This window comes from Pectobacterium polonicum, assembly GCF_005497185.1.
Lineage (GTDB): Bacteria > Pseudomonadota > Gammaproteobacteria > Enterobacterales > Enterobacteriaceae > Pectobacterium > Pectobacterium polonicum.
In genome coordinates this window covers 225,721-249,312 of sequence record NZ_RJTN01000001.1, presented here as the reverse complement: position 1 = coordinate 249,312, position 23,592 = coordinate 225,721, and the positions used below count along the sequence as shown (strand labels likewise).

Here is a 23,592-nt window from a genome sequence, read left to right as displayed (position 1 = left end):
TTTATGCCAATCAGGAGTGGCGAAATGATGACAACAGATAAAAAGAGTAAATTCAGCACGATTGGGATGGTACTTGGTGCATTGGCACTGCTTATTGCCGTTTCCTACTTTTGGGCAGGGCCATCAACGCCCGAAGTCACCATTGAAGAACAAATCGCAGAGAAAATTGTTTCTATCCGAGATACAACCCTAAACAGGCTGATGGGGAAAGCCCCCCCGACACAACAGCCCGAATCCCCCTTTAATGAACGACGACTCGTTATTGCTGCAACATCAGCATTAGGCTGTCTCGCGATTATTTTCGCCGTTTTCGGCTTCGCTCGCCGTGAATCTGCCAGACCTTGCATAAGCGCAGCAATGCTCGGCATCGCCGTCATCGCATTCCCTTTCATTATCAGTGCCATCAATATGGCATTTACTTTAATGGCTCTCGTAGCCATAGCCGCCGCGATTGCTATGATTTTTGGGTAACGATGCCATCGTATTTCAATAGAAAGGAAAACTACAAAAATGAATTAAAGGGGTTAATTTTTCTATAAAATCGGTCATGAAGAGATAAAAAGATAATTTTTTTATCCTGAAAACTCGTTAATCTATTCGCATAGTTATCTAACCGAGTTTTCATCATGACCAATACCTGGGTTAAAAATGCCATCAGCGCTATCGAAGCAGATTTTCAGCGTTCGGCTGATACGCATCTCATCCGTCTGACCCTGCCGGATTATCCCGGTATCTATTTTTACCTCAAAGATGAAAGCACCCACCCCAGCGGCAGCTTGAAGCACCGTCTGGCTCGCTCTTTGTTTCTCTACGGGCTGTGCAACGGTTGGATTAAAGAAGGCACACCAATTATCGAAGCGTCATCTGGTAGCACTGCCGTGTCAGAAGCGTATTTTGCACGCTTGCTCGGCCTACCGTTTATCGCCGTCATGCCCTCCTGCACAGCAAAAAGAAAAATTGAGCAAATCGCTTTCTATGGTGGACGCTGCCATTTTGTTGAACAGGCGGGACAAATTTATGCGGCATCTGAACAGTTAGCGCAAGAGATGAACGGCCATTATATGGATCAGTTCACCTATGCAGAACGCGCCACTGACTGGCGTGGCAATAACAATATCGCTGACAGCATTTATCGACAAATGGCACGTGAACCGCATCCCGTACCGGACTACATCGTGATGAGCGCAGGAACTGGCGGCACGTCGGCAACACTCGGACGCTACATTCGTTATCAGGGGTTAAATACGCAATTGGTCGTTGTCGATCCAGAAAACTCCGTCTTCTACGACTGCTACCAGAAACGGGATCGTTCCCTCATCGGCCCCTGCGGTAGTCGAATAGAAGGTATCGGCCGCCCGCGAGCCGAGCCTTCTTTCATTCCAGGCGTGATTGATAGCATGATTAAAGTACCGGACGCAGCCAGCATCGCAACACTATACTGGCTGGAAAGCGTATTAGGCCGCAAAGCGGGAGCCTCTACCGGCACCAACGTCTGGGGTATGCTGAAACTGGCGAAAGAGATGGTTAGCCGTGGTCAAAAAGGCGCAATTGTGACCTTGCTATGCGACAGCGGCGAACGCTATCTGGATACCTACTACAACAGCAGTTGGGTAGAAAAGAATATCGGCGACATTAGCCCGTACCTCAATGCCCTGAACAACCCAGAGATATCTCATCTGCTGCCTGAACCCAGCCCGGCGTGAGGTCTGTGTATTCGGCACGCAGCCGCAGCGCTGAATACAGGCCATTTTTCAGGTAACAGGGTTTTCAGGTAACATAGCGACTTTGTACCGCAGTGCATGACAAACGTATTGCGGTTAACGTCGCGTTAAGGTGAATGAAGAATGAAGCGTGCTGTTGTCGTTTTTAGCGGTGGACAAGATTCCACAACTTGCCTGATCCAAGCTCTGCAACATTATGATGATGTCCACTGCATCACCTTCGATTATGGGCAACGCCACCGCGCAGAAATTGATGTCGCTCGGGAACTCAGCCAGAAACTGGGGACAACGGCACATAAGGTTCTGGATGTGGGCTTACTCAATGAACTCGCTACCAGCAGCCTGACACGCGACAGCATCCCGGTTCCTGATTACGATGCCAATGCGCAAGGCATCCCCAACACCTTCGTTCCAGGAAGAAACATTCTCTTCCTAACGTTAGCCTCAATCTACGCCTACCAGGTTGGTGCAGAAGCTGTCATTACTGGCGTATGCGAAACCGATTTCTCCGGCTACCCAGACTGTCGTGACGAATTCGTCAAATCATTGAATCAGGCCATCGTTTTAGGTATTGCTCGCAATATCCGTTTTGAAACCCCGCTGATGTGGCTTAATAAGGCCGAAACCTGGGCGCTGGCGGATTATTACCAGCAGCTCGATACCGTTCGTTACCACACACTAACCTGCTATAACGGCATCAAAGGTGATGGATGTGGCCAGTGTGCCGCCTGCCATTTACGCGCAAACGGACTCGCACAATACCAAGAAGACCCTGTAGCGGTCATGGCTTCACTGAAGCAGAAAGTCGGGTTACGTTGATATTTCACACCACCGTACTTAGGCACTACACCAATTAAAAAAACAGCAGGCCATTCCGTATAGTAATGGCCTGCTGCTTCATGTTAACGCCGAATTTCGTTTAGGTGTTCCAGCAATTCTCCCTCCAACGGCAGTGCTTTTTGCGTCAATAAATCGATGCAGACAAATGTCAGCGTGGCATCCGCCACATCACTATCATCAGACACTTGGGTAATCTTCTGACTGATCACGCCACTTTTCGTATTCATCTGTAGTAGTTCGCTATCAATACACAGCGCGTCACCGAGAACGGCGGGTTTGCGATAGTTGATATTGATGTTCACCACCACGAAAGCAATATTGTTACTCTGCATCCAGCCAAACGCGGGCAACGTTTCCAGCCACTGCCAACGCGCCTCTTCCAGAAACTCCAAATAGCGCGCGTTATTAACGTGCTGATAAACATCAATGTGATAACCACGAACAGTAATGAAAGTCTGCATAGCGTTAATGCTCCTGTGACGACACCAATAACTGGTATGACCTGATAATTAGCCTAGCAGAGGTTCACAGCCCAGAGAGGATGCTCGACTGGGCTGCGACTGATATCACAATTTTAAAAACGTCACAGTTTTAAACGAGAGAGATTACGTTCAACTAATGCAGCCCCAATTCCTGGGACTTCAGTTAATTGATCGAGCTGGGTAAAAGGGCCATTTTGCTCACGATAGCTAACGATCGCCTCCGCCTTTTTAAGGCCGACACCGTTCATGATTTCAGCCAGCTCAGCCGCCCCCGCCGTATTAATGCTTACCTTATCCTCATCGCCATCAGGAAGCGTTGCTTTTTCCGCTTTCTGATCTGCTGGCGCAGACTTCACCACCGTCGCCGTACTGTCAGCGACTTTAGGTGCTGCCTGCCCCAGCAATGGCAACCCAGACAAACTCATACCAATTATCAAGCACAGTGCTTTTATTCCTGATTTTTTCATGCTGTTTCCTCCTTGTGTGTGACAGCACGGCTACCTTGCCGCAGACCCATCAACACCGCAAACAGCAGAATTTAAATGTGGAAAAGGCCGCGAAAGCGGCCTTTTGTTGTTGCAACGATTTGCAAATTTTTGCGGAGCTTATTGCTGTTCTTGCGCCGCATTGCCCATCTTGATTTTCGCTTCGCTGCGCAAGCTGGACAACAGAGAATCGAACAGCGCGCCCAGAGAACCTTGCTGAACCTGGCTGGCAAACTGTGTTTTCTGCTCTTCATTTAGCTGATGTGGCGTCACGCTATCCAGCGCAGCCAACACAACGTTACCGGCCTGATCCTGAGTAATCGCATAAGAAGGTTTATCTTTCTCTGGATGCGGCATAGCAAAAATGGTCTCGGCCGTTGCATCGCCCTGAGAGATAGATGACAGCGTTTTTGCCTCACCAAAGCTCAATCCAGCAGCTGTAAGTGCATCGTCCTTACCTTGCTTCAGTTCAGCCAGAATTTTTTCAGCGTCTACGCGAGCCTGCTGTTCAGCTTTTTGGCGTTTCAGCGTCTCTACGATCTCGGTGCGAACCTGATCCAGAGGGCGAGTACTCTCAGGCTTGTGCTCAGCGATGCGCAGAACGAAAGCACGGTCACCGTCAACGTTAATCACATCGGAGTTGTTGCCCGCAGTACCGTTTTCCCCCAGCAGCGCACCGCTAAAGATAGCCTGCGTTACTGGCTGGAAGTTCAGCGCGGCGGGAACCTGCTCACGCGTAAACCAGTCGGTCTGCGTTGCTTTCACACCGGCAGCTTCTTCTGCTGAAGCCAGAGATTCATTGTCATTGCTAGCCGCTTCGCTGACTTTTTGTTGCAACGCATAGTAGCCATCCTGCGCCTTCTCATGCTTTACTTTCTCAGCAATCTCAGCACGCACTTCGCTCAGCGGTTTGACCTGCTGCGGCTGAACATCATCCAGACGCACAATAAGATAGCCAACAGAGGATTTAATCGCTGCGGAAACCTGACCTTTCTCCGTCAATTTTGCCTGCTTAAGCTCATCAATCATGCTGCTCTCGTCCATCCACCCCAGATCGCCACCGTTACGACGTGAGATGATGTCGGTTGATTTCTCTTTAGCCAGCGTAGCGAAATCACCACCTTGCTTCAGCGCATCCAAAACAGACGTGGCATCCGCCTCATTCTTCACCTGAATGACGCTGAATTTCTTGCGTTCAGGTTGGGAATAGTCGTTCTTGTTCTGTTCGTAGAAATCATTGATGGCTTTATCATCCACTTTCACACTGTCCATGATACTTGCAGCATCCAGTGCGATGTAGCTGACCTTGAATTCTTCTGGTGCGATGAAACGCCCTTTGTTTTGATCGTAATAACTCAGGACTTCATCATCAGCCACCGTCTGGGCTTTCGCCTTGGCTGCGACATCAATGGTTGCCACACGAACAACGCGATCTTGTGCAGCCAGTTTCACCAGATTATCAATCTCCTGCGGCAGCAGGAATGCTGTATTGCCAAAACCGCGAATCAACTGTTGTGAAGTCAATTGCTTACGCAGCATCTGAGCATACATATCCGGCGTTACGCCAAGACGGCGAACCTGATCCAGATATTTTTCATTATCAAAACGGTTGTTTGTCTGAAACGCGGGAACGTCAAAGATTGCCTGTTTGATTTGCTCATCACTGATGTTCAATCCTAGCTTATTGGCATACTGATCCAGCAAGGTTTCATCAATGAGTTGGGAGAGTGCCTGCTTACGCAATTGCTGCATGTAGCCGTCATTACTCGCCAGGATAGAGAAATTCTCACCCAGGGTTTCCTGCTGACGACTGCGTTCGTTTTGTACCGCTTGCTCAAGCTGTCCACGGGTAATTTCCTGCCCGTTCACCTTTGCAGCGTAATCTCCTGAACCACCAATAAGATAATCACCAACGCCAGTTAAAACGAATGATGCGATGATCAAAGCAAGAATAATTTTGAGCACGACGTTATTCGCGGCCGTACGTAAATTGTCCATCATAATGTGACAACACTCCGCTGTAGAATGAATAAAACTCCCTGCGCTGGCCGGAGCCATGCATCCTTGCTATAGCCCAATACAAGGCTAGGGCGCACTTACATACTTCAAACTGCATGTGCATTAGCTGCGTTACTCGGCACACATACGTGTACCTCGCCGCGCAGGAGCCGCTGCAAGCAGCGTTCAAATCTGCCTCTGGCAGATTTACCAGCCACCTGAATCACTTACCGGAGTAAGCTCATCGGAACTCCCTCTTTTGCCGCCTTCACGCAACTCGAATTATTTAGGGTATGGTTCTATATAAATAAAAGGCACATCACAAAATGATGCGCCTCGTATCTTACCTTACCAATATCATTGCGTCAGGTATTGTTTGGCACCCGAAGTGGTTATCAGCCAAACCTGTGACGTAATAATCAGTTAACGGCGTCTTTCAGCGTTTTACCAGCACGGAATCCTGGTACTTTTGCCGCAGGGATACTGATTTCCTTACCCGTTTGCGGGTTACGGCCGGTACGAGCAGCACGTTCACGTACGGAGAAAGTACCAAAGCCAACTAAAGCAACATCATCCCCTTCTTTCAGGGATTCGGTAACGGAACCAATAATTGCATCTAACACACGCCCTGCTGCCGCTTTGGAAATATCAGCATCTGCGGCAATTTTGTCGATCAATTGTGACTTGTTCACTCTGTCATCCCCTCTGGAATTCTCTTATCGCGCTTCGATGTCCCAAGACGCGACACGTAACTTATACCCGTCATACTTCAAGCTGCATGTGCGTTGGCTTTCCTGCAACTCGAATTATTTAGTGTATATTATCAATACTGTCATGCTTAGCCAGTTACGGCTAAAACTAACAGTGCTCTAACTTAGCGGTACAAAAAAAAGCTGGCAAGCACGATTTCACTCACCAGCCCTGATTTTCTCAAGGGTTTTTGCGACAGGTCACTATTTTGCCTTAGCCTTGGTTCTGGCTTTAGGGGTCGAGACCACCTGGATGCCAGAAGGCGCATTCAGCAACGCTAACGCCAACACTTCCTCGATACGTTTCACCGGATGAATTTCCAGATCGGCAATCACGTTCTGCGGGATATCTTCCAGATCGCGCTTGTTGTCATCTGGGATCAATACCGTCTTGATTCCACCGCGATGTGCAGCCAGCAATTTCTCTTTCAGACCACCGATCGGCAACACCAGACCACGCAGAGTAATCTCACCCGTCATTGCCACATCAGCACGTACCGGATTCCCTGTCAGACAAGAAACCAGCGCAGTACACATAGCAATACCCGCACTTGGCCCATCTTTCGGCGTCGCACCTTCAGGAACGTGAACATGAATATCACGTTTCTCATAAAAATCAGCGTTGATGCCTAATTTTTCCGCACGAGCACGAACCACAGTAAGCGCAGCCTGAATCGACTCCTGCATTACTTCACCCAACGAACCGGTATAAGTCAGCTTACCCTTACCCGGAACACAGGCGGTTTCAATCGTCAACAGATCGCCACCGACTTCTGTCCAAGCCAGGCCAGTCACCTGCCCTACACGGTTTTCATCGTCCGCACGACCATAGTCAAAGCGCTGTACCCCAAGGAAGTCCTTAAGATTATCGCCCGAAATCTGGATGTGTTTAGTCGATTTATCCATCAGCAGCGTTTTCACTGCTTTGCGGCACAGTTTGGAGATTTCACGCTCCAGGCTACGCACGCCCGCTTCACGTGTGTAATAGCGGATAATACCCACAATCGCACTGTCCTCTACCGACAACTCGCCATTTTTCAGTGCGTTACGTTCGATTTGTTTCGGCAGTAAATGCTGCTTGGCGATATTCAGTTTTTCATCTTCGGTATAGCCGGAAAGACGAATAACCTCCATACGGTCAAGCAACGGCGCCGGGATATTCATGGAGTTAGACGTGGCAACAAACATCACATCGGACAGATCGTAGTCGACTTCCAGATAGTGATCGTTAAACGCCACGTTCTGCTCAGGATCGAGCACCTCCAGCAAGGCAGAAGCCGGATCGCCACGCATGTCGGAAGACATCTTGTCGATCTCATCCAGCAGGAACAGCGGGTTTTTCACACCGACTTTCGCCATTTTCTGGATCAACTTGCCCGGCATTGAACCGATATAGGTACGACGGTGACCGCGGATTTCCGCTTCGTCACGCACGCCACCCAGCGCCATGCGCACATACTGACGTCCGGTCGCTTTGGCGATGGATTGACCGAGCGAGGTTTTACCCACGCCAGGAGGCCCCACCAGACACAGAATTGGCCCTCTGATTTTGCTGACACGGCTCTGTACTGCGAGATATTCAAGAATGCGTTCTTTGACGCGATCCAGACCATAATGGTCGGTATCCAGCATTTCCTGCGCTTTCAGCAAATCTTTCTTCACTTTGCTGCGCGCATTCCATGGCACCTGCACCATCCAGTCGATATAGCTACGCACCACTGTCGCTTCCGCAGACATTGGCGACATCATCTTCAGCTTTTGCAATTCAGCTTCGGCTTTTTCACGCGCGTCTTTCGGCATTTTTGCCGCTTCAATCTTACGCTTTAACGCTTCGTGTTCATCCGGTGCGTCATCCATCTCGCCCAGCTCTTTCTGAATGGCTTTCATTTGCTCATTCAGATAGTACTCACGCTGGCTTTTTTCCATTTGCTTCTTAACACGGCCGCGGATTCGTTTTTCTACCTGCAACAGGTCGATTTCAGATTCCATCATCGCCATCAGGTACTCCAAACGTTCAGTAATATCGAACATTTCAAGTACAGACTGCTTATCAGCCAATTTCAGCGGCATGTGCGCAGCAATAGTGTCGGCTAAACGCGCAGCGTCATCAATGCTGTTCAGAGACGTCAGCACTTCTGGTGGGATCTTCTTATTTAGCTTGATGTATCCCTCAAACTGATTGATCGCCGTGCGCATGAGCACTTCCTGCTCACGTTCATCAATCGCTGGGGAATCAAGATATTCGGCGTGTGCAGCGAAATGTTCACCGCTGTCAGAAAGCGTCGTAATACGCGCACGCTGTAACCCCTCGACCAGCACTTTTACCGTACCGTCAGGCAGTTTCAGCATTTGAAGAATTGAGGCTACCGTCCCTACCGAGAAAAGATCGTTAATACTTGGCTCATCCGTTGAAGCTTCTTTCTGTGCCACCAGCATGATCTTCTTGTCATGATCCATTGCGGCTTCAAGGCACCGAATCGATTTCTCCCGACCAACAAACAACGGAATGACCATGTGCGGATAAACCACCACATCGCGCAAGGGCAATACGGGGATTTCTATGCGTTCGGAACGCTCAGGGTTCATAGAGCTCTCTCTTAGTTTCGTTTCCGCCAGGTTATGGGAATCTCGTGAAACGCGGTTTTCACGGTTTCATCAAATAGGTATTTGAGTATATGGGGATAAATGTCTCACATTCAACGACCAGAATACGTGTAAAAACAAATGGGGGATAAAATCCCCCATTTTTATTTTTTGATACGACTTAATTGATTAATTATTCGCCGGAAGCCTGCTGCGTCTCAGGCTTGCCATAGATTAATAATGGTTCCGACTGCCCAGCAATTACGGATTCATCAATGACGACTTTATCCACACTTTCCAGCGACGGCAGGTCGTACATCGTTTCCAGCAACGCGGCTTCAACAATGGAACGCAAACCACGTGCACCAGTCTTACGAACCATCGCTTTCTTGGCAATCGCCGTCAATGCTTCATCACGGAATTCCAGCTCAACGCCTTCCAGATTGAAAAGCGCCTGATACTGTTTGGTCAGTGCATTCTTCGGTTCACGCAGAATCTGAATCAATGCATCTTCGCTCAATTCTCTCAGCGTTGCGACAACTGGCAGACGTCCGATAAATTCAGGAATCAAACCAAATTTGATCAAATCACCCGGCTCAACATGACTCAACAGTTCGCCTTCGGTCGCTTTTTCAGCCGATCCTTTAACCATCGCGTTAAAGCCAATACCACGCCCCGTGTCGGTACGCTGCTCGATCACTTTGTCCAGCCCCGCGAACGCACCACCACAGATGAAGAGGATCTTGGAGGTATCAACCTGCAAGAACTCCTGCTGCGGATGCTTACGTCCACCCTGCGGTGGCACCGCGGCAATGGTTCCTTCGATCAGCTTAAGCAGGGCCTGCTGTACGCCTTCGCCAGATACATCGCGAGTGATCGATGGGTTGTCTGACTTCCGAGAAATTTTGTCGATTTCATCGATGTAGACAATCCCACGCTGCGCTTTTTGCACATCGTAATCACACTTCTGCAACAGCTTCTGAATGATGTTTTCAACGTCTTCGCCGACGTAACCCGCTTCAGTCAGCGTGGTGGCATCTGCCATCGTGAACGGAACATCCAGGAAACGCGCCAGCGTTTCAGCCAACAGTGTTTTACCACTCCCTGTCGGGCCGATCAGCAGGATGTTACTTTTACCCAGTTCGATCCCGTTGCTGCTGTCACCATTACGCAAGCGTTTATAGTGGTTATAGACCGCAACGGCCAGCACCTTCTTGGCCTGCTCTTGACCAATGACGTAATCGTCAAGGTGGCGGCGAATTTCGTGCGGCGTCGGCAACGCACTGCGCTCACGGTGAGGCGCTACTTCCTTAATTTCTTCGCGAATAATGTCGTTACACAAGTCAACACATTCATCGCAGATATACACCGACGGCCCGGCAATCAGCTTACGCACTTCATGCTGGCTTTTGCCGCAAAAAGAGCAGTACAGTAACTTTCCTGAACCGTCTTTGCGCTTATCTGTCATGAGTCAAACCTCTTTTCGTCTTTTGCCCGCAGGCCAACCACAGCGATACCGCTACAACGAGCGCCGATACTTATAGCCAATACGCGTAAAACAACCCCGTACAACAGACTATCGGTCGAACACTGATTTTTAGCCACACCAGACCGCTAATATGGCGAATTATCACCCACGGTTAGTAAATACGGAGTCTACTAAACCGTATTCTACTGCCTCACTCGCGGAGAGGAAACGATCGCGCTCAGTGTCTCTCTCTATCGCTTCAAGAGGTTGCCCCGTGTGCTTCGCCATCAGCTCATTCATTTTGGCTTTCACTTTCAGTATTTCTTTGGCATGGATTTCAATATCCGTTGCCTGCCCCTGGAAACCACCCAACGGCTGGTGAATCATGACGCGCGAGTTAGGCAAGCAAATACGTTTGCCTTTAGCGCCTGCCGTCAGCAGGAACGCGCCCATTGAACAAGCCTGCCCCATACAGATCGTACTGACGTCCGGCTTGATAAACTGCATGGTGTCGTAAATGGACATGCCAGCAGTAATAACGCCACCTGGAGAGTTAATGTACAGATAAATGTCTTTTTCTGGGTTTTCGGCTTCCAGAAACAGCATCTGTGCCACAACCAGATTCGCCATGTGATCTTCCACCTGACCAGTCAGGAAGATTATCCGTTCTTTTAGCAGACGGGAATAGATATCGTAAGAACGTTCCCCACGTGAGGTCTGTTCAACCACCATCGGCACTAACGCCATATGAGGTGCTTGTCTTTCTTGTTCGCCACTGTATGACATTCACGTCTCCTAGATAAAATGCGCCCGGCACTTTTATTGCGTCGTTCAATCATTATATTGCTCAATTCTACTAGAGATAGGGGGGGATGACTATGGAACCCTACCCTACCCTACCCTACCCGTTCCTGAGCCCCTGTTGAACAACCCAACCGCCGATAATCTTTACCTGCTGTGCCAACTTTTCCTCTTCAGTGAGTGGGGGCACATACATTGTATTTCAAGCTTACACTATCAATCGCTCTGTATTAAAGCGCCAATTATTTTATTATTAACATGTTATCGGCACAGTAAACTTGTGGTTTAACTCTTTGCCTGACCGAATAAATTCTTCACTGAGTTAATAATAGTGCAATTTCAGGCGCTCATACTTTGAGTCTTCTCTGACGGGAACACCGAAGATAATGTAGCGTCCAAACGCGAATCATCAGTATCAAGATGGCATAAACCTATAAGCAAAAAGCCCGCGCCATAAGGCACGGGCTTTTAATAGGGAAGCATCCCCGCTACACAATAAACAATGTTGATATCAACAAGGCTTATGCCGTAGTCGTTTGATTCATCAGTTCGTTGAAGCTTACTGATTTCTCAACGACTTTCGCTTTAGCAAGAACAGTTTCTACCGCTTGTTCTTCCAACGCAACGTTACGCATGTTGTTCAGCAGTTCTTTATTTTTGCCGTAGAACTCGATAACTTCCTGAGGATCTTCGTAGGCAGAAGCCATTTCTTCGATCAGCGCATTAACGCGCGCTTCATCAGCTTTCAGCTCATTGCTGCTGATCACTTCGCCCAACAGCAGACCGATCACAACGCGGCGCTTAGCTTGCTCTTCGAACAGCTCACGCGGTAATTCCAGCGCTTGCTTCTCGTTGCCACCAAAACGCTGTGCAGCCTGACGGCGCAGAACATCGATTTCGCCATCGATCAGTGCAACAGGCACTTCGATGTCGTTTGCGCCGATCAGCCCGTCCAGAACCTGAGTTTTCACACGGTTACGCACTGCGCCTTTCAGCTCACGTTCCATATTTTTACGGACTTCAGCACGCAGGCCTTCCTGAGAACCATCAGCCACGCCGAAACGCTTGATGAATTCTTCAGTCAGTTCAGGCAGCTCACGCTCTTCAACTTTCTTCAGGACGATAGCGAACTGAGCCGCTTTCCCTTTCAGGTTTTCTGCGTGGTAATCTTCTGGGAAGTTCACGTTGATAGTGAATTCTTCACCCGCTTTGTGCCCAACGATGCCATCTTCAAAGCCTGGGATCATGCGATTCTGGCCCATTGCCAGAACGAAGTCGGATGCTTCTCCGCCTTCGAAAACTTCACCGTCAATAGAACCGGTGAAATCGATAGTGGCACGATCTTCCGCTGCCGCAGCGCGGTCAGTTTCTTTCCAGGTCGCCTGTTGCTTACGCAGCGTGTCCAGCATGGTATCAACGTCAGCGTCAGTCACTTCAACAATCGGTTTTTCAACTTCGATTGCTTCCAAACCTTTCAGTTCGACTTCTGGGTACACGTCAAACTCAACAGAGTAAGTGAAGTCGCCACCGACAGCGTATTCGCCAGGAATATAGTTAGGCGCGCCAACCGGATTAATTTTTTCTTTGATGATAGCGTCAACAAAGTTGCGCTGCATCAGGTCACCCAATACGTCCTGACGCACTGAGGCACCATAACGCTGAGCAACAACATTCATCGGCACTTTGCCTTTACGAAAACCGTCAATACGTACTTTTTTGGCCGCGTTGACCAGCTCGCTCTTCACCGCACTCTCAATGATGTCAGCTGCAACGGTAATCGTTACGCGACGTCCCAGACCTTGAGTGGTTTCAACTGAAACTTGCATCTTGTTACCTCAAAAAATCACAGTGATCGGTCAACCCCAAAACTATTCTCGCGACGAAAAACTCTCACGACAGCAAGATTAATTCAGACGGCCAGCACCAAAGCGCACAGCTCGAATCAACCCAGCAGAACCGGGAAATTGCCAACCCCGTCCTTGTAGTCAGAAGCGTCCCGAATACATTCAGGAAAAATAGACGCAGCATTATAGCGATATAGAGAGGATGAGTCGAGAACGGCGGGCAGACTATTACAGCAACAAATTCACACTTTTGTTAGTAACCCGCTCCGATATGTCAGGAACGGGTCATATTTATGACTTAAGAAAGGATGCCAGCGCCGCCACAGGGCGGTGAAGAAGGAACGGCATTTTGCAAACTGACCCACTCTTTTGTCGTGTATGTATGTAGCGCTAGGGCATGCACGGAGCCTGCAAGTTCCACAGCTAATACGGCATAGACGGAACGGTGTCGCCCAATCACGCGTTCGCCCGTGAATTTATCGCTAACCAGCACAACTTTAAAATGGCTTTCCGCTCCCGCAGGCACGTTGTGGCGATAGCTCTCATCAGTCACTTCTAAATGAACGGGTTCAAAACCCACACGCAGCTTTTCTTCTATCGTTTCACGCATCATACGACGACCCTTTCGGCTTGGGGAAAATGTGATATCAACGCGACATTGCTGCCACTCAACTGCAACTTACCGATGCCCGAATCAGTATAACCTTAGCGCTTTTTCAACCTGTTATGCGTAAAAGCGGCATCGCAAAGAAGAAAAGGGATCGCAAAGGGTTGATATATCATCGGCGGTATTGATGTGATAAAAACGGTTTTTCCGGGTCAACGGCATGAAAAAGATGAATTTCAGGACAATTTACCTACTATCTGCTCTTTTTCCTGCCAGTGGCGATGATATGATATCAACAATATTTGTCAGCTCACCACACTAATCATTACTGAGAAAATACGAATGTTAAAAAAATTATTTTTCCCTCTTCTGGCCGTTATCCTACTTGCCGGGTGTGCAGCAAAAAGCAACACGCTGAACATCACCCCCAAAATTAGCCTGCCTTCTCAGGACCCGACGCTGATGGGCGTAACGATTAGCATCAACGGTGCAGACCAGCGAGCCGATCAGGCTTTGGCAAAAGTGAATCGCGACGGCCAACTGGTTACGCTGACACCTTCCCGCGATCTGCGTTTCCTACTGCAAGAAGCGCTGGAAAAACAAATGACCGCGCGTGGTTATATGATCGGAACGGGCGGCCCAGTTGCCTTGCAGATTGTGGTTAACCATCTGTATGCCGATGTCTCCGAAGGTAATCTGCGCTACAACATCACGACCAAAGCGGATATCTCAATTATTTCTCAGGCAGCAAATGGCAACAAGCAGGTGAAAAACTACCGCTCAACCTATAATGTTCAGGGCGCTTTCACTGCGAGCAACGAAAAAATCACCGATGCAGTTAACACCGTGTTAGGCGATGTCATCAACGATATGGCGCAAGACACCAGCGTAAGTAGCTTCGTCAAAGAAAACGCTCGTTAATTTCTGTACGCCGCTTCCCTTGCTCCTGATTTCTCATGGAGCAAGGGAAAGGACTCTTCATGTTTAGTCGCATCATTACTTTGTTCAGCCAACGTAATTCGCTTTTTATGCTATTGCTTGGCTTCGCTTCCGGTTTGCCCCTGGCCTTGACATCCGGCACGCTACAAGCGTGGATGACCGTCGAAAACGTCGATCTGAAAACCATTGGTTTTTTCTCTTTGGTTGGCCAAGCCTACGTATTCAAGTTTCTGTGGTCTCCCCTGATGGACCGCTACACCCCACCGTTTCTTGGCAGACGCCGCGGCTGGCTGATTCTCAGCCAACTTCTGTTGATTGCTGCGATCATTGGTATGGGGTTTATGAACCCGGCACGCGATCTCTGGTGGCTGGCTGCGCTGGCGGTCCTGGTCGCGTTTTGCTCCGCATCTCAGGATATTGTTTTTGATGCCTATAAGACGGATTTACTTCCTCCAGAAGAACGCGGTACGGGCGCAGCCACCTCGGTATTAGGCTATCGGATTGCTATGCTGGTTTCTGGTGGATTGGCATTGTGGATGGCCGATCGTTACCTCGGCTGGCAATCAACCTATTGGCTAATGGCAGGACTCATGCTGATCGGTGTATTCGCCACGCTATTAGCACCAGAACCATTGAATAGCCAGCCAGCGCCGCGCACCATGGAACAAGCGATTGTTGCCCCACTGCGCGATTTCTTCGAGCGCAACAACGCCTGGCTTATTCTTCTGTTGATTGTGTTATACAAGCTCGGTGATGCTTTTGCGATCAGTCTGACGACAACCTTCCTGATACGCGGCGTTGGCTTCAATGCTGGCGATGTCGGGCTGGTTAACAAAACCCTTGGACTCTTCGCCACCATTGTCGGTGCGATTTACGGCGGATTGCTGATGCAGCGGCTCTCATTGTTCAGAGCTCTGATGCTGTTTGGCATCCTTCAGGCCGTTTCCAATGCTGGGTACTGGCTCTTGGCTATCACAGACAAAAGCCTGTTCACGATGGCCAGCGCTGTTTTTCTGGAAAATCTCTGTGGCGGGATGGGAACGGCAGCGTTTGTCGCCCTGTTGATGACGTTGTGTAATAAGTCGTTCTCAGCCACTCAGTTTGCCCTGCTTTCTGCCCTTGCAGCCGTCGGGCGGGTTTATGTTGGCCCTATCGCTGGCTGGTTTGTCGAATCTTACGGCTGGGCATGGTTCTATCTATTCTCGATTTTTGCTGCATTGCCGGGTCTGGCAATCCTGATGATTTGCCGTGAGACGCTGGAATTTACCCAAAAAACCGACACCTTTCAGTTACGCACAAGTTTCCAGAATTATTACAGGAAGGCTTTGCATGTGTTGGGATTGGGGGTGATATTGCTGGCATTGTGGCTCATTTTGCTCATCAGTAATGCGCTGGAATGGTCTTCATTGCCGCTGTTAGCAGAATACCTGCTCGCCGCAGGCTGCACGCTCGCGCTGCTGGGAATTTTCTTCGGTAGTCTGCTGGATTATCTGTCACTCAGACGCGCATCTAAGCCGTCCGTACACTAACGATATTGGTTCAGGCAGCGCCCCTACTGCCTGAACCAATTACCCATTCCTTTATTTAATTATTTTTTTCATAATTATCTTGCTAGAGGGAATTTTATTTCCTCGTAAAATCTCCCCAGAACTAATTTCATTCGTTATCAAACACACAGATTGGGCAAAAATCCCAGCAAACTAAAAATAGAAAATAAGCGTTACGGTAAGTTGTAATTTCTTATTATCCATCCATACTCTCATCTGGGTAGCTACTTAATTTGCTGTTTTTAAATACCATTTTTATTTTGGCTATCTTTGTGACATTAAGGGCAAAAAACGGCAACAATCGGCTGACATAACCTTAATCATGTTTACAGTACAGTAACCTTCCCGTAAAATGCCCGCTCGCATGAAATGACAATAGAGCCCTTGTTATTGAGGTCGCTAGATGAGACTCAAGAAATACAATAAAATTTTTGGGATGCTGTCTTTATTTGCAGCCACTGTTCTACTGAGCGGTTGCGATATGGCGCTGATGAACCCCAAAGGAGAGATCGGGTTAGAACAAAGATCGCTAATACTGACTGCCATCGGGCTGATGTTGATCGTTGTGATTCCCGTTATCGTTATGACGATAGCTTTTGCCTGGAAGTTCCGTGCTTCCAATGAAAAGGCAAAATATACCCCGAACTGGTCACACTCCAATAAGATAGAAGCCGTAGTCTGGACTGTACCAATTATCATTATCGTTATTCTTGGCACGATTACCTGGAAGACGACCCACTCGCTTGATCCGTACAAGCCTCTGGTATCAGACGTCAAACCTATCAATGTCGAAGTTGTTTCGCTTGACTGGAAATGGCTGTTTGTTTACCCGGATCTTGGTATCGCTACGGTTAACGAATTGGCTTTCCCTGCCAATGTGCCTGTGGCATTTAAGATTACATCCGACTCAGTGATGAACTCCTTCTTCATCCCTCGTCTTGGTGGACAGATTTACGCCATGGCTGGAATGCAGACGAAGCTCCACTTAATTGCTAATGAACCAGGAAAATATGACGGTATCTCTGGCGGTTATAGTGGTAAAGGCTTCTCTGGAATGAAGTTCACCGCGATTGCCACACCAACCCAACAGGAATTCGATCAGTGGGTTACGAACGTTCGTGCGTCCGCCAAAACACTGAATACCATGGATGAATTCAATACGTTGGCTAAGCCAAGTGAATTCCATCCTGTCGAATACTTCTCCAGTGTCCAGCCGGATTTGTTCAATAATATTATTCGCAAATTCATAGGCAACGACATGAACATGCAACATCATGGTGAAGGCATGAAGCCCGATGAAAACATGCAGCACGGTGAGGGTATGAACATGGGCGAGCATAGCTCGCACAAAGGAGCCGAGGGATAATACGATGTTCGGAAAACTTACACTCGATGCGGTTCCGTACCACGAACCCATTATTATGGTCACCGTGGCGGCGATCATCGTTGGTGGCCTTGCGCTACTGGCGGCAATAACCTATTTCGGTAAGTGGAAATGGCTGTGGGCCGAGTGGTTCACCTCTGTAGACCACAAAAAAATCGGTATCATGTATATCATCGTCGGCTTGGTGATGATGATACGTGGCTTTGCCGATGCCATCATGATGCGCGGTCAGCAGGTTCTTGCCTCTGCCGGGCAAGAGGGCTTCCTAAACGCTCACCACTACGATCAGATCTTCACCGCGCATGGTGTAATCATGATCTTCTTCGTGGCAACCCCGTTCGTTGTTGGCTTGATGAACCTTGCGGTTCCCTTGCAGATCGGTGCGCGTGACGTTGCTTTCCCCTTCCTGAACTCCCTCAGCTTCTGGTTGTTTGTGGCTGGTGTTGTCTTGATCAACCTCTCTCTCGGAGTGGGTGAATTCGCGCAGACTGGCTGGGTAGCCTACCCACCGCTGTCAGGTAAGGAGTACAGTCCCGGCGTCGGGGTCGATTACTGGATATGGAGTCTACAGATATCCGGTATAGGTACCACGCTGACGGGTGTTAACTTCTTCGCGACCATTCTGAAAATGCGCGCACCGGGCATGACGCTGATGAAAATGCCGGTATTTACCTGGACAGCGCTGTGTACCAACGTGCTGATCATTGCCGCATTCCCGATATTGACCGTTACCATTGCGCTGCTGACGCTTGACCGTTACCTCGGCACCCATTTCTTTACCAATGATATGGGTGGCAACATGATGATGTACATCAACCTGATTTGGGCATGGGGTCATCCTGAGGTTTACATTCTGGTGCTGCCGATATTCGGTGTTTACTCCGAAGTGGTTGCTACCTTCTGTAAAAAACGTCTGTTTGGCTACACCTCATTGGTATGGGCAACCATTGCGATTACGGTTCTGTCGTTCATCGTTTGGCTGCACCACTTCTTTACCATGGGGTCCGGCGCGAACGTCAACGCCTTCTTTGGTATAGCCACCATGATTATTTCAATCCCTACCGGGGTTAAAATCTTCAACTGGCTGTTCACCATGTATCAAGGTCGTATTCAGTCTCACTCCACGATGTTGTGGACGACGGGCTTCATCATCACCTTCACCATTGGTGGGATGACAGGGGTACTGCTGGCCGTACCGGGTGCGAACTTTGTCCTGCACAACAGCCTGTTCCTGATTGCTCACTTCCATAACGTGATCATCGGCGGCGTGGTGTTTGGTTGCTTCGCAGGTATTACTTACTGGTTCCCGAAAGCCTTTGGTTTCACCCTGAACGAAACCTGGGGTAAACGCGCGTTCTGGTTCTGGATTATCGGCTTCTTCGTTGCCTTTATGCCGCTGTACATTCTCGGCTTTATGGGGATGACGCGTCGTCTGAGCCAGCAAATCAACCCTGAGTTCCACGCCTTGTTGGTTGTGGCTTCCATCGGCGCAGTATTAATCGGTATCGGTGTACTGTGCCAGGTTATCCAGTTCTACGTTAGTATCCGTGACCGTGACCAGAATCGCGATCTGACGGGTGACCCGTGGGGTGGACGCACGCTGGAGTGGGCAACGTCTTCTCCTGCGCCGTTCTACAACTTCGCTATCGTGCCACATGTTGACGAGCGTGATGCTTTCTGGGAAGCGAAAGAGAAAGGTGAAGCTTACAAACGTCCTGCCAGCTATGAAGAGATTCACATGCCGAAGAATACCGGCGCTGGTGTGATTATCTCTGCATTTAGCCTGGTATTCGGTTTTGCTATGATCTGGCATATCTGGTGGCTGGTCATTGCTAGCTTCGCAGGCATGATTGTGACCTGGATTGTGCACAGCTTTAATCAGGACGTGGATTACTACGTACCGGTTAAAGAAATTGAGCAAATTGAGAATCAGAATTTTGATCAACTCAGTAAGGCAGGCGTGAAACATGTCAACTGAAACTCTGACTAACCACAATACCGCCCATGCAGAGCATGGGCACCACGACACAGGAGCCAACAAGGTATTTGGCTTCTGGGTCTACCTGATGAGCGACCTGATCATTTTCGGGTCACTGTTCGCGACCTATGCGGTACTGGTTAACGGTACTGCGGGTGGCCCTAGCGGGAAAGACATTTTCCAACTGCCTTTCGTGCTGGTGGAAACGTTCGCACTGTTGTTCAGTAGTATTACCTACGGCATGGCGATGATTGCCATGAACAAGGGCAACAAATCTCAGGTTAATACCTGGTTGGGTGTGACCTTCTTGTTCGGTCTGGTGTTTATCGGGATGGAAATCTATGAATTCCATCACCTGATCGTTGAAGGCTATGGCCCGGATCGCAGCGCGTTCCTCTCCGCCTTTTTCGCGCTGGTCGGAACTCACGGGCTCCACGTAACGGGCGGTCTGATCTGGTTGGTCATCATGATGATTCAGGTGTCCAAACGTGGCCTGACTGCAACCAACAAAACGCGTCTGATGTGTCTGAGCCTGTTCTGGCACTTCCTTGACGTGGTGTGGATTTGTGTCTTCACCGTTGTTTATCTGCTGGGGGCAATCTAATGAGTCATTCAACAACCGATCATGCAGGTGCCAGCCACGGTAGCGTTAAGTCTTATGTGATAGGTTTTGTTCTGTCTGTTATTTTGACAGTCATTCCTTTCAGTATGGTCATGAGCGGCACTGCATCGCATAACGCCATTCTTTTCACCGTGGTGGGATGTGCAGTGGTTCAAATTCTGGTGCATCTGGTGTACTTCCTGCACCTGAATACGTCCTCAGAAGAGCGCTGGAACGTGGTGGCTCTTGTGTTTGCCGTCCTGATTATCGCGATTGTCGTCGTGGGCTCCATCTGGATTATGATGAGCGCACACCACAATATGATGATCCAGTAACAGAGCCGTAAAAGATGATTAAGCAATACCTGCAAGTTACTAAACCAGGAATTATTTTCGGAAATCTGATTTCCGTTATCGGTGGGTTTCTCCTTGCGGCCCAAGGCCGCATTGATTATCCCTTGTTTCTCGCCACCCTAGTGGGTGTGTCGTTAGTCGTTGCGTCTGGCTGCGTGTTTAACAACGTTATTGACCGCGACATCGACAAGAAAATGGAGAGAACCAAAAATCGGGTTCTGGTAAAAGGACTGATTTCGCTGAAGGTAACGCTGGTTTACGCATCGCTGTTAGGTATTGCGGGCTTTGCTCTGCTGTACATCGCGGCTAATCCGCTGGCTATGTGGCTGGCGGTGATGGGCTTCGTTGTGTATGTCGGTGTATATAGCCTGTATATGAAGCGGCATTCTGTTTATGGCACGCTAATTGGCAGCCTGTCCGGCGCAGCACCACCGGTTATTGGTTACTGCGCCGTCAGCAACCAGTTCGATGCTGGTGCGTTGATTCTGCTGTTGATCTTTAGCCTGTGGCAGATGCCGCATTCCTACGCGATTGCGATCTTCCGCTTCAAGGATTATCAGGCCGCCAACATCCCGGTACTACCTGTCGTGAAAGGTATCTCCGTTGCGAAAAACCACATCACGCTCTATATCGTCGCGTTTGCGGTCGCAACATTGATGCTGTCTCTCGGCGGTTATGCAGGCTACAAATACTTGATAGTTGCCGCAGCAGTTAGCGTATGGTGGTTGGGTATGGCGTTGTCAGGCTATAAAAACGCGATTGATGACCGCGTATGGGCAAGAAAGCTGTTTGTTTTCTCCATCGTCGCGATTACCTCACTGAGCGTGATGATGTCTGTGGATTCAATGGCACCAGCGCATGAAGTCCTGCTGACCTATCTGCGTTAATCACAAGCGGTACGCTGTACACGAAGAAAAACAGGTGGCTTGTCCGCCTGTTTTTTTATGACGTGCGTCCTGCACGTCCCCCTCCGGGCCGTCGCAAGCGACGTTGAAAAACGTTCCCTACGTTTTTTTATGACGTGCGTCCTGTACGCCCGCCGTCACTAGCGATGTTGAAAAGCGCGCCCTGCGTTTTTTATTTCCCCCTCCTCCATATAATCCCCCGCCAAATCACGTAACAAACCTATCGTTTACTGTATGGTCGATAACGCACTAAAATAGCGCCAATTGTTTTCAGAGGTACGAATGAACGATAATAAAATGACCCCTGGCGAATTGCGCGCCACATGGGGCTTGGGAGCCGTTTTTTCACTACGCATGCTCGGCATGTTCATGGTTTTGCCTGTTCTGACAACTTACGGCATGGCCTTGCAGGGCGCCAGTGAAGCACTGATCGGTATTGCGATTGGTATTTATGGCCTGATGCAGGCTATTTTCCAGATTCCCTTCGGACTGGTCTCTGACCGCATAGGCAGAAAGCCGTTGATCGTCGGGGGTCTGCTAATTTTTGCACTTGGTAGCGCCATCGCTGCACTGAGCGACTCCATTTGGGGCATTATCCTTGGCAGGGCATTACAAGGTGCGGGCGCCATCTCCGCCGCCGTCATGGCGCTGCTTTCCGACCTGACGCGTGAACAAAACCGAACCAAAGCGATGGCGTTTATCGGTGTTAGCTTCGGCATCACCTTTGCTATAGCCATGGTCGTTGGCCCTATCGTTACTCACGCCTTCGGCTTGCAGGCACTTTTCTGGGGCATCGCCGTTCTATCGCTCGCGGGCATTGCTATCACGCTGACGCTGATTCCTTCCGCGCCGGCGCACGTTCTGAATCGAGAATCAGCGATGGTACGCGGCAGTTTCCGCAAGGTGCTCGGTAATAGCCGCCTGCTGAAACTGAATATCGGCATCATGTGTCTGCATATTTTATTGATGTCGAGCTTCGTTGCCCTACCCCGCGCGATGGAATCCGCAGGACTGGAACCGCAGGATCATTGGAAAGTTTATCTAATCACCATGTTGGTTTCATTTGCCGGTGTCGTCCCCTTCATTATCTATGCCGAAGTGAAAAGGCGGATGAAGCAGGTTTTCATCGGCTGCATCGTAGTATTAATCGCCGCAGAGGTCGTCCTGTGGGATGCGGGTAACCATCTCTGGCAAATTATCATCGGCGTACAGCTGTTCTTCCTGGCTTTTAACGTCATGGAAGCGCTGCTACCATCGCTGATCAGCAAGGAATCGCCTGCCGGATACAAAGGCACTGCAATGGGGGTTTACTCCACCACACAGTTTATCGGTGTAGCAATCGGAGGAAGTTTCGGTGGCGGGCTGTTTGAGCTTTATGGCGCATCTGTCGTGTTTATGGCTGGCGCAGCCATTGCGGCTATCTGGCTATTCGTCAGCTTCACCATGCAGGAACCGCCCTATCTCAGTAGTCTGAGAATTTCGCTGACTGATTTAGCATTGCAGGATAGTGAGCTGGAACAGAGAATTCGTACTCAGCCCGGCGTTGCTGAAGTCGTTATCGTACCAGATGAGTACAGCGCCTATGTGAAGATCGACAACAAAAAGACCAATCGGCAGCAGTTAGAACAAGTCGCGGGCCAAGTTTAAGTCAAGCAAAAGGCCAGCTTGCGCTGGCCTTGTTGGTCACCGGCATGGGACTAAAAGTATCAATCGCGGAAGTTGGTAAACTGGAACGGCTGCCCCAAATTTCCACCACGAATCAACGCCATCACACCTTGTAAATCATCACGTGATTTCCCAGTGACGCGAACCTGTTCACCCTGAATCTGCGCCTGCACTTTTAGCTTGCTGTCTTTAATCAGCTTGATAATTTGCTTCGCCAACGTAGTTTCAATACCTTGCTTTAGCTTCGCTTCCACGCTGTACGTTTTTCCGCTGTGTTCCATCTCTTCTGGAATTTCCAGCGCGCCGCCTTCAATACCACGCTTGACTAGCTTTTCGCGCAGAATATCAACCAGTTGTTGTACCTGAAAATCAGACTCGCTGGCCACTTTGATGCTTTGTGATTTCTCATTCAGCTCAAAGCTAGCCGGAACATTGCGAAAATCCCAGCGGGTGCTCAGATCGCGCGTCGCATTTTCCACCGCGTTACGGACTTCCTGCATATCAATTTCCGAAACAATATCGAAAGATGGCATAATTCGCTCTCCTGACAAATTTGGCTGGCGAGCATAATAACCGCTCTTCTGCGATAAGCAAGATGCCAGACACGATCTCGATTTTTACGCAGTATCAGGCAAGCAGACC

At 49.3% G+C, this 23,592-nt stretch carries 21 protein-coding genes; 11 read left to right on the top strand and 10 right to left on the bottom strand.

The window, feature by feature from the left end:
* The first annotated feature begins 24 nt into the window (after positions 1 to 24).
* The 3 genes from EDI29_RS01075 to queC all read left to right on the top strand — a co-directional run bounded on the left by EDI29_RS01075 (position 25) and on the right by queC (position 2,540).
* On the top strand, positions 25 to 471 hold the full coding sequence (locus tag EDI29_RS01075) for a hypothetical protein (protein ID WP_241664873.1): 447 nt from the start codon (positions 25 to 27) through the stop codon (positions 469 to 471).
* Between the two features lie 155 nt (positions 472 to 626).
* The gene (locus tag EDI29_RS01070; RefSeq protein WP_137739372.1) at positions 627 to 1,703 is read left to right on the top strand and encodes a PLP-dependent cysteine synthase family protein; all 1,077 of its coding nucleotides are present in this window, start codon (positions 627 to 629) and stop codon (positions 1,701 to 1,703) included.
* Between the two features lie 141 nt (positions 1,704 to 1,844).
* Complete coding sequence (gene queC / locus EDI29_RS01065; protein WP_137739371.1) at positions 1,845 to 2,540, top strand: 7-cyano-7-deazaguanine synthase QueC; 696 nt, start codon at positions 1,845 to 1,847, stop codon at positions 2,538 to 2,540.
* Between the two features lie 83 nt (positions 2,541 to 2,623).
* Here the strand turns inward: queC and EDI29_RS01060 are convergent, their stop codons facing one another.
* From EDI29_RS01060 to bolA, 9 genes are all read right to left on the bottom strand, one after another.
* Positions 2,624 to 3,022, bottom strand: a complete 399-nt coding sequence (locus tag EDI29_RS01060) for an acyl-CoA thioesterase (RefSeq protein ID WP_137739370.1) — start codon at positions 3,020 to 3,022, stop codon at positions 2,624 to 2,626.
* A 122-nt stretch (positions 3,023 to 3,144) separates the two neighbouring features.
* Positions 3,145 to 3,510, bottom strand: coding sequence for a helix-hairpin-helix domain-containing protein (locus tag EDI29_RS01055; protein ID WP_137739369.1), 366 nt, complete (start codon positions 3,508 to 3,510; stop codon positions 3,145 to 3,147).
* Between the two features lie 138 nt (positions 3,511 to 3,648).
* Entirely contained in the window at positions 3,649 to 5,529 is a 1,881-nt protein-coding gene (gene ppiD / locus EDI29_RS01050) for a peptidylprolyl isomerase (RefSeq protein ID WP_137739368.1), read from the bottom strand.
* A gap of 416 nt (positions 5,530 to 5,945) precedes the next feature.
* Positions 5,946 to 6,218 (bottom strand): nucleoid-associated protein HU-beta, encoded by a 273-nt coding sequence (gene hupB / locus EDI29_RS01045; protein WP_005976031.1) that lies wholly within the window; start codon positions 6,216 to 6,218, stop codon positions 5,946 to 5,948.
* A 261-nt stretch (positions 6,219 to 6,479) separates the two neighbouring features.
* Entirely contained in the window at positions 6,480 to 8,861 is a 2,382-nt protein-coding gene (lon, locus tag EDI29_RS01040) for an endopeptidase La (RefSeq protein WP_137739367.1), read from the bottom strand.
* A 190-nt stretch (positions 8,862 to 9,051) separates the two neighbouring features.
* Positions 9,052 to 10,326 carry an ATP-dependent protease ATP-binding subunit ClpX gene (clpX, locus tag EDI29_RS01035; RefSeq protein WP_137739366.1) on the bottom strand — a complete coding sequence of 425 codons (1,275 nt, stop codon included), beginning with the start codon at positions 10,324 to 10,326 and terminating at the stop codon, positions 9,052 to 9,054.
* Between the two features lie 162 nt (positions 10,327 to 10,488).
* The gene (gene clpP, locus EDI29_RS01030) at positions 10,489 to 11,112 is read right to left on the bottom strand and encodes an ATP-dependent Clp endopeptidase proteolytic subunit ClpP (RefSeq protein ID WP_014700831.1); all 624 of its coding nucleotides are present in this window, start codon (positions 11,110 to 11,112) and stop codon (positions 10,489 to 10,491) included.
* 536 nt (positions 11,113 to 11,648) lie between these two features.
* Complete coding sequence (gene tig, locus EDI29_RS01025) at positions 11,649 to 12,953, bottom strand: trigger factor (RefSeq protein ID WP_137739365.1); 1,305 nt, start codon at positions 12,951 to 12,953, stop codon at positions 11,649 to 11,651.
* 316 nt (positions 12,954 to 13,269) lie between these two features.
* The gene (bolA, locus tag EDI29_RS01020; protein WP_137739364.1) at positions 13,270 to 13,584 is read right to left on the bottom strand and encodes a transcriptional regulator BolA; all 315 of its coding nucleotides are present in this window, start codon (positions 13,582 to 13,584) and stop codon (positions 13,270 to 13,272) included.
* Between the two features lie 336 nt (positions 13,585 to 13,920).
* Here bolA and EDI29_RS01015 point away from each other — a divergent pair, with 336 nt between their 5' ends.
* From EDI29_RS01015 to EDI29_RS00980, 8 genes are all read left to right on the top strand, one after another.
* Positions 13,921 to 14,499 (top strand): lipoprotein, encoded by a 579-nt coding sequence (locus EDI29_RS01015; protein WP_137739363.1) that lies wholly within the window; start codon positions 13,921 to 13,923, stop codon positions 14,497 to 14,499.
* A gap of 59 nt (positions 14,500 to 14,558) precedes the next feature.
* On the top strand, positions 14,559 to 16,046 hold the full coding sequence (ampG, locus tag EDI29_RS01010; RefSeq protein WP_137739362.1) for a muropeptide MFS transporter AmpG: 1,488 nt from the start codon (positions 14,559 to 14,561) through the stop codon (positions 16,044 to 16,046).
* 421 nt (positions 16,047 to 16,467) lie between these two features.
* On the top strand, positions 16,468 to 17,430 hold the full coding sequence (gene cyoA, locus EDI29_RS01005) for a cytochrome o ubiquinol oxidase subunit II (RefSeq protein ID WP_137739361.1): 963 nt from the start codon (positions 16,468 to 16,470) through the stop codon (positions 17,428 to 17,430).
* A gap of 4 nt (positions 17,431 to 17,434) precedes the next feature.
* Complete coding sequence (cyoB, locus tag EDI29_RS01000) at positions 17,435 to 19,426, top strand: cytochrome o ubiquinol oxidase subunit I (RefSeq protein ID WP_107169974.1); 1,992 nt, start codon at positions 17,435 to 17,437, stop codon at positions 19,424 to 19,426.
* A complete protein-coding gene (locus tag EDI29_RS00995) occupies positions 19,416 to 20,030 on the top strand; it encodes a cytochrome o ubiquinol oxidase subunit III (protein ID WP_011092735.1) in 615 nt (204 codons plus the stop codon). Before cyoB ends, EDI29_RS00995 begins: the two co-directional genes overlap by 11 nt.
* Positions 20,030 to 20,362, top strand: coding sequence for a cytochrome o ubiquinol oxidase subunit IV (locus tag EDI29_RS00990; protein WP_011092734.1), 333 nt, complete (start codon positions 20,030 to 20,032; stop codon positions 20,360 to 20,362). The genes EDI29_RS00995 and EDI29_RS00990 overlap by 1 nt, the downstream gene beginning before the upstream one ends.
* Before the next feature lie 14 nt (positions 20,363 to 20,376).
* Complete coding sequence (cyoE, locus tag EDI29_RS00985) at positions 20,377 to 21,267, top strand: heme o synthase (RefSeq protein ID WP_005976015.1); 891 nt, start codon at positions 20,377 to 20,379, stop codon at positions 21,265 to 21,267.
* 300 nt (positions 21,268 to 21,567) lie between these two features.
* The gene (locus EDI29_RS00980; RefSeq protein ID WP_137739360.1) at positions 21,568 to 22,932 is read left to right on the top strand and encodes an MFS transporter; all 1,365 of its coding nucleotides are present in this window, start codon (positions 21,568 to 21,570) and stop codon (positions 22,930 to 22,932) included.
* Positions 22,933 to 22,991: 59 nt separating this feature from the next.
* On the opposite strand, the gene EDI29_RS00975 is transcribed toward EDI29_RS00980, so the two are convergent.
* Positions 22,992 to 23,483 carry a YajQ family cyclic di-GMP-binding protein gene (locus EDI29_RS00975; RefSeq protein ID WP_005976012.1) on the bottom strand — a complete coding sequence of 164 codons (492 nt, stop codon included), beginning with the start codon at positions 23,481 to 23,483 and terminating at the stop codon, positions 22,992 to 22,994.
* Positions 23,484 to 23,592 lie beyond the last annotated feature (109 nt).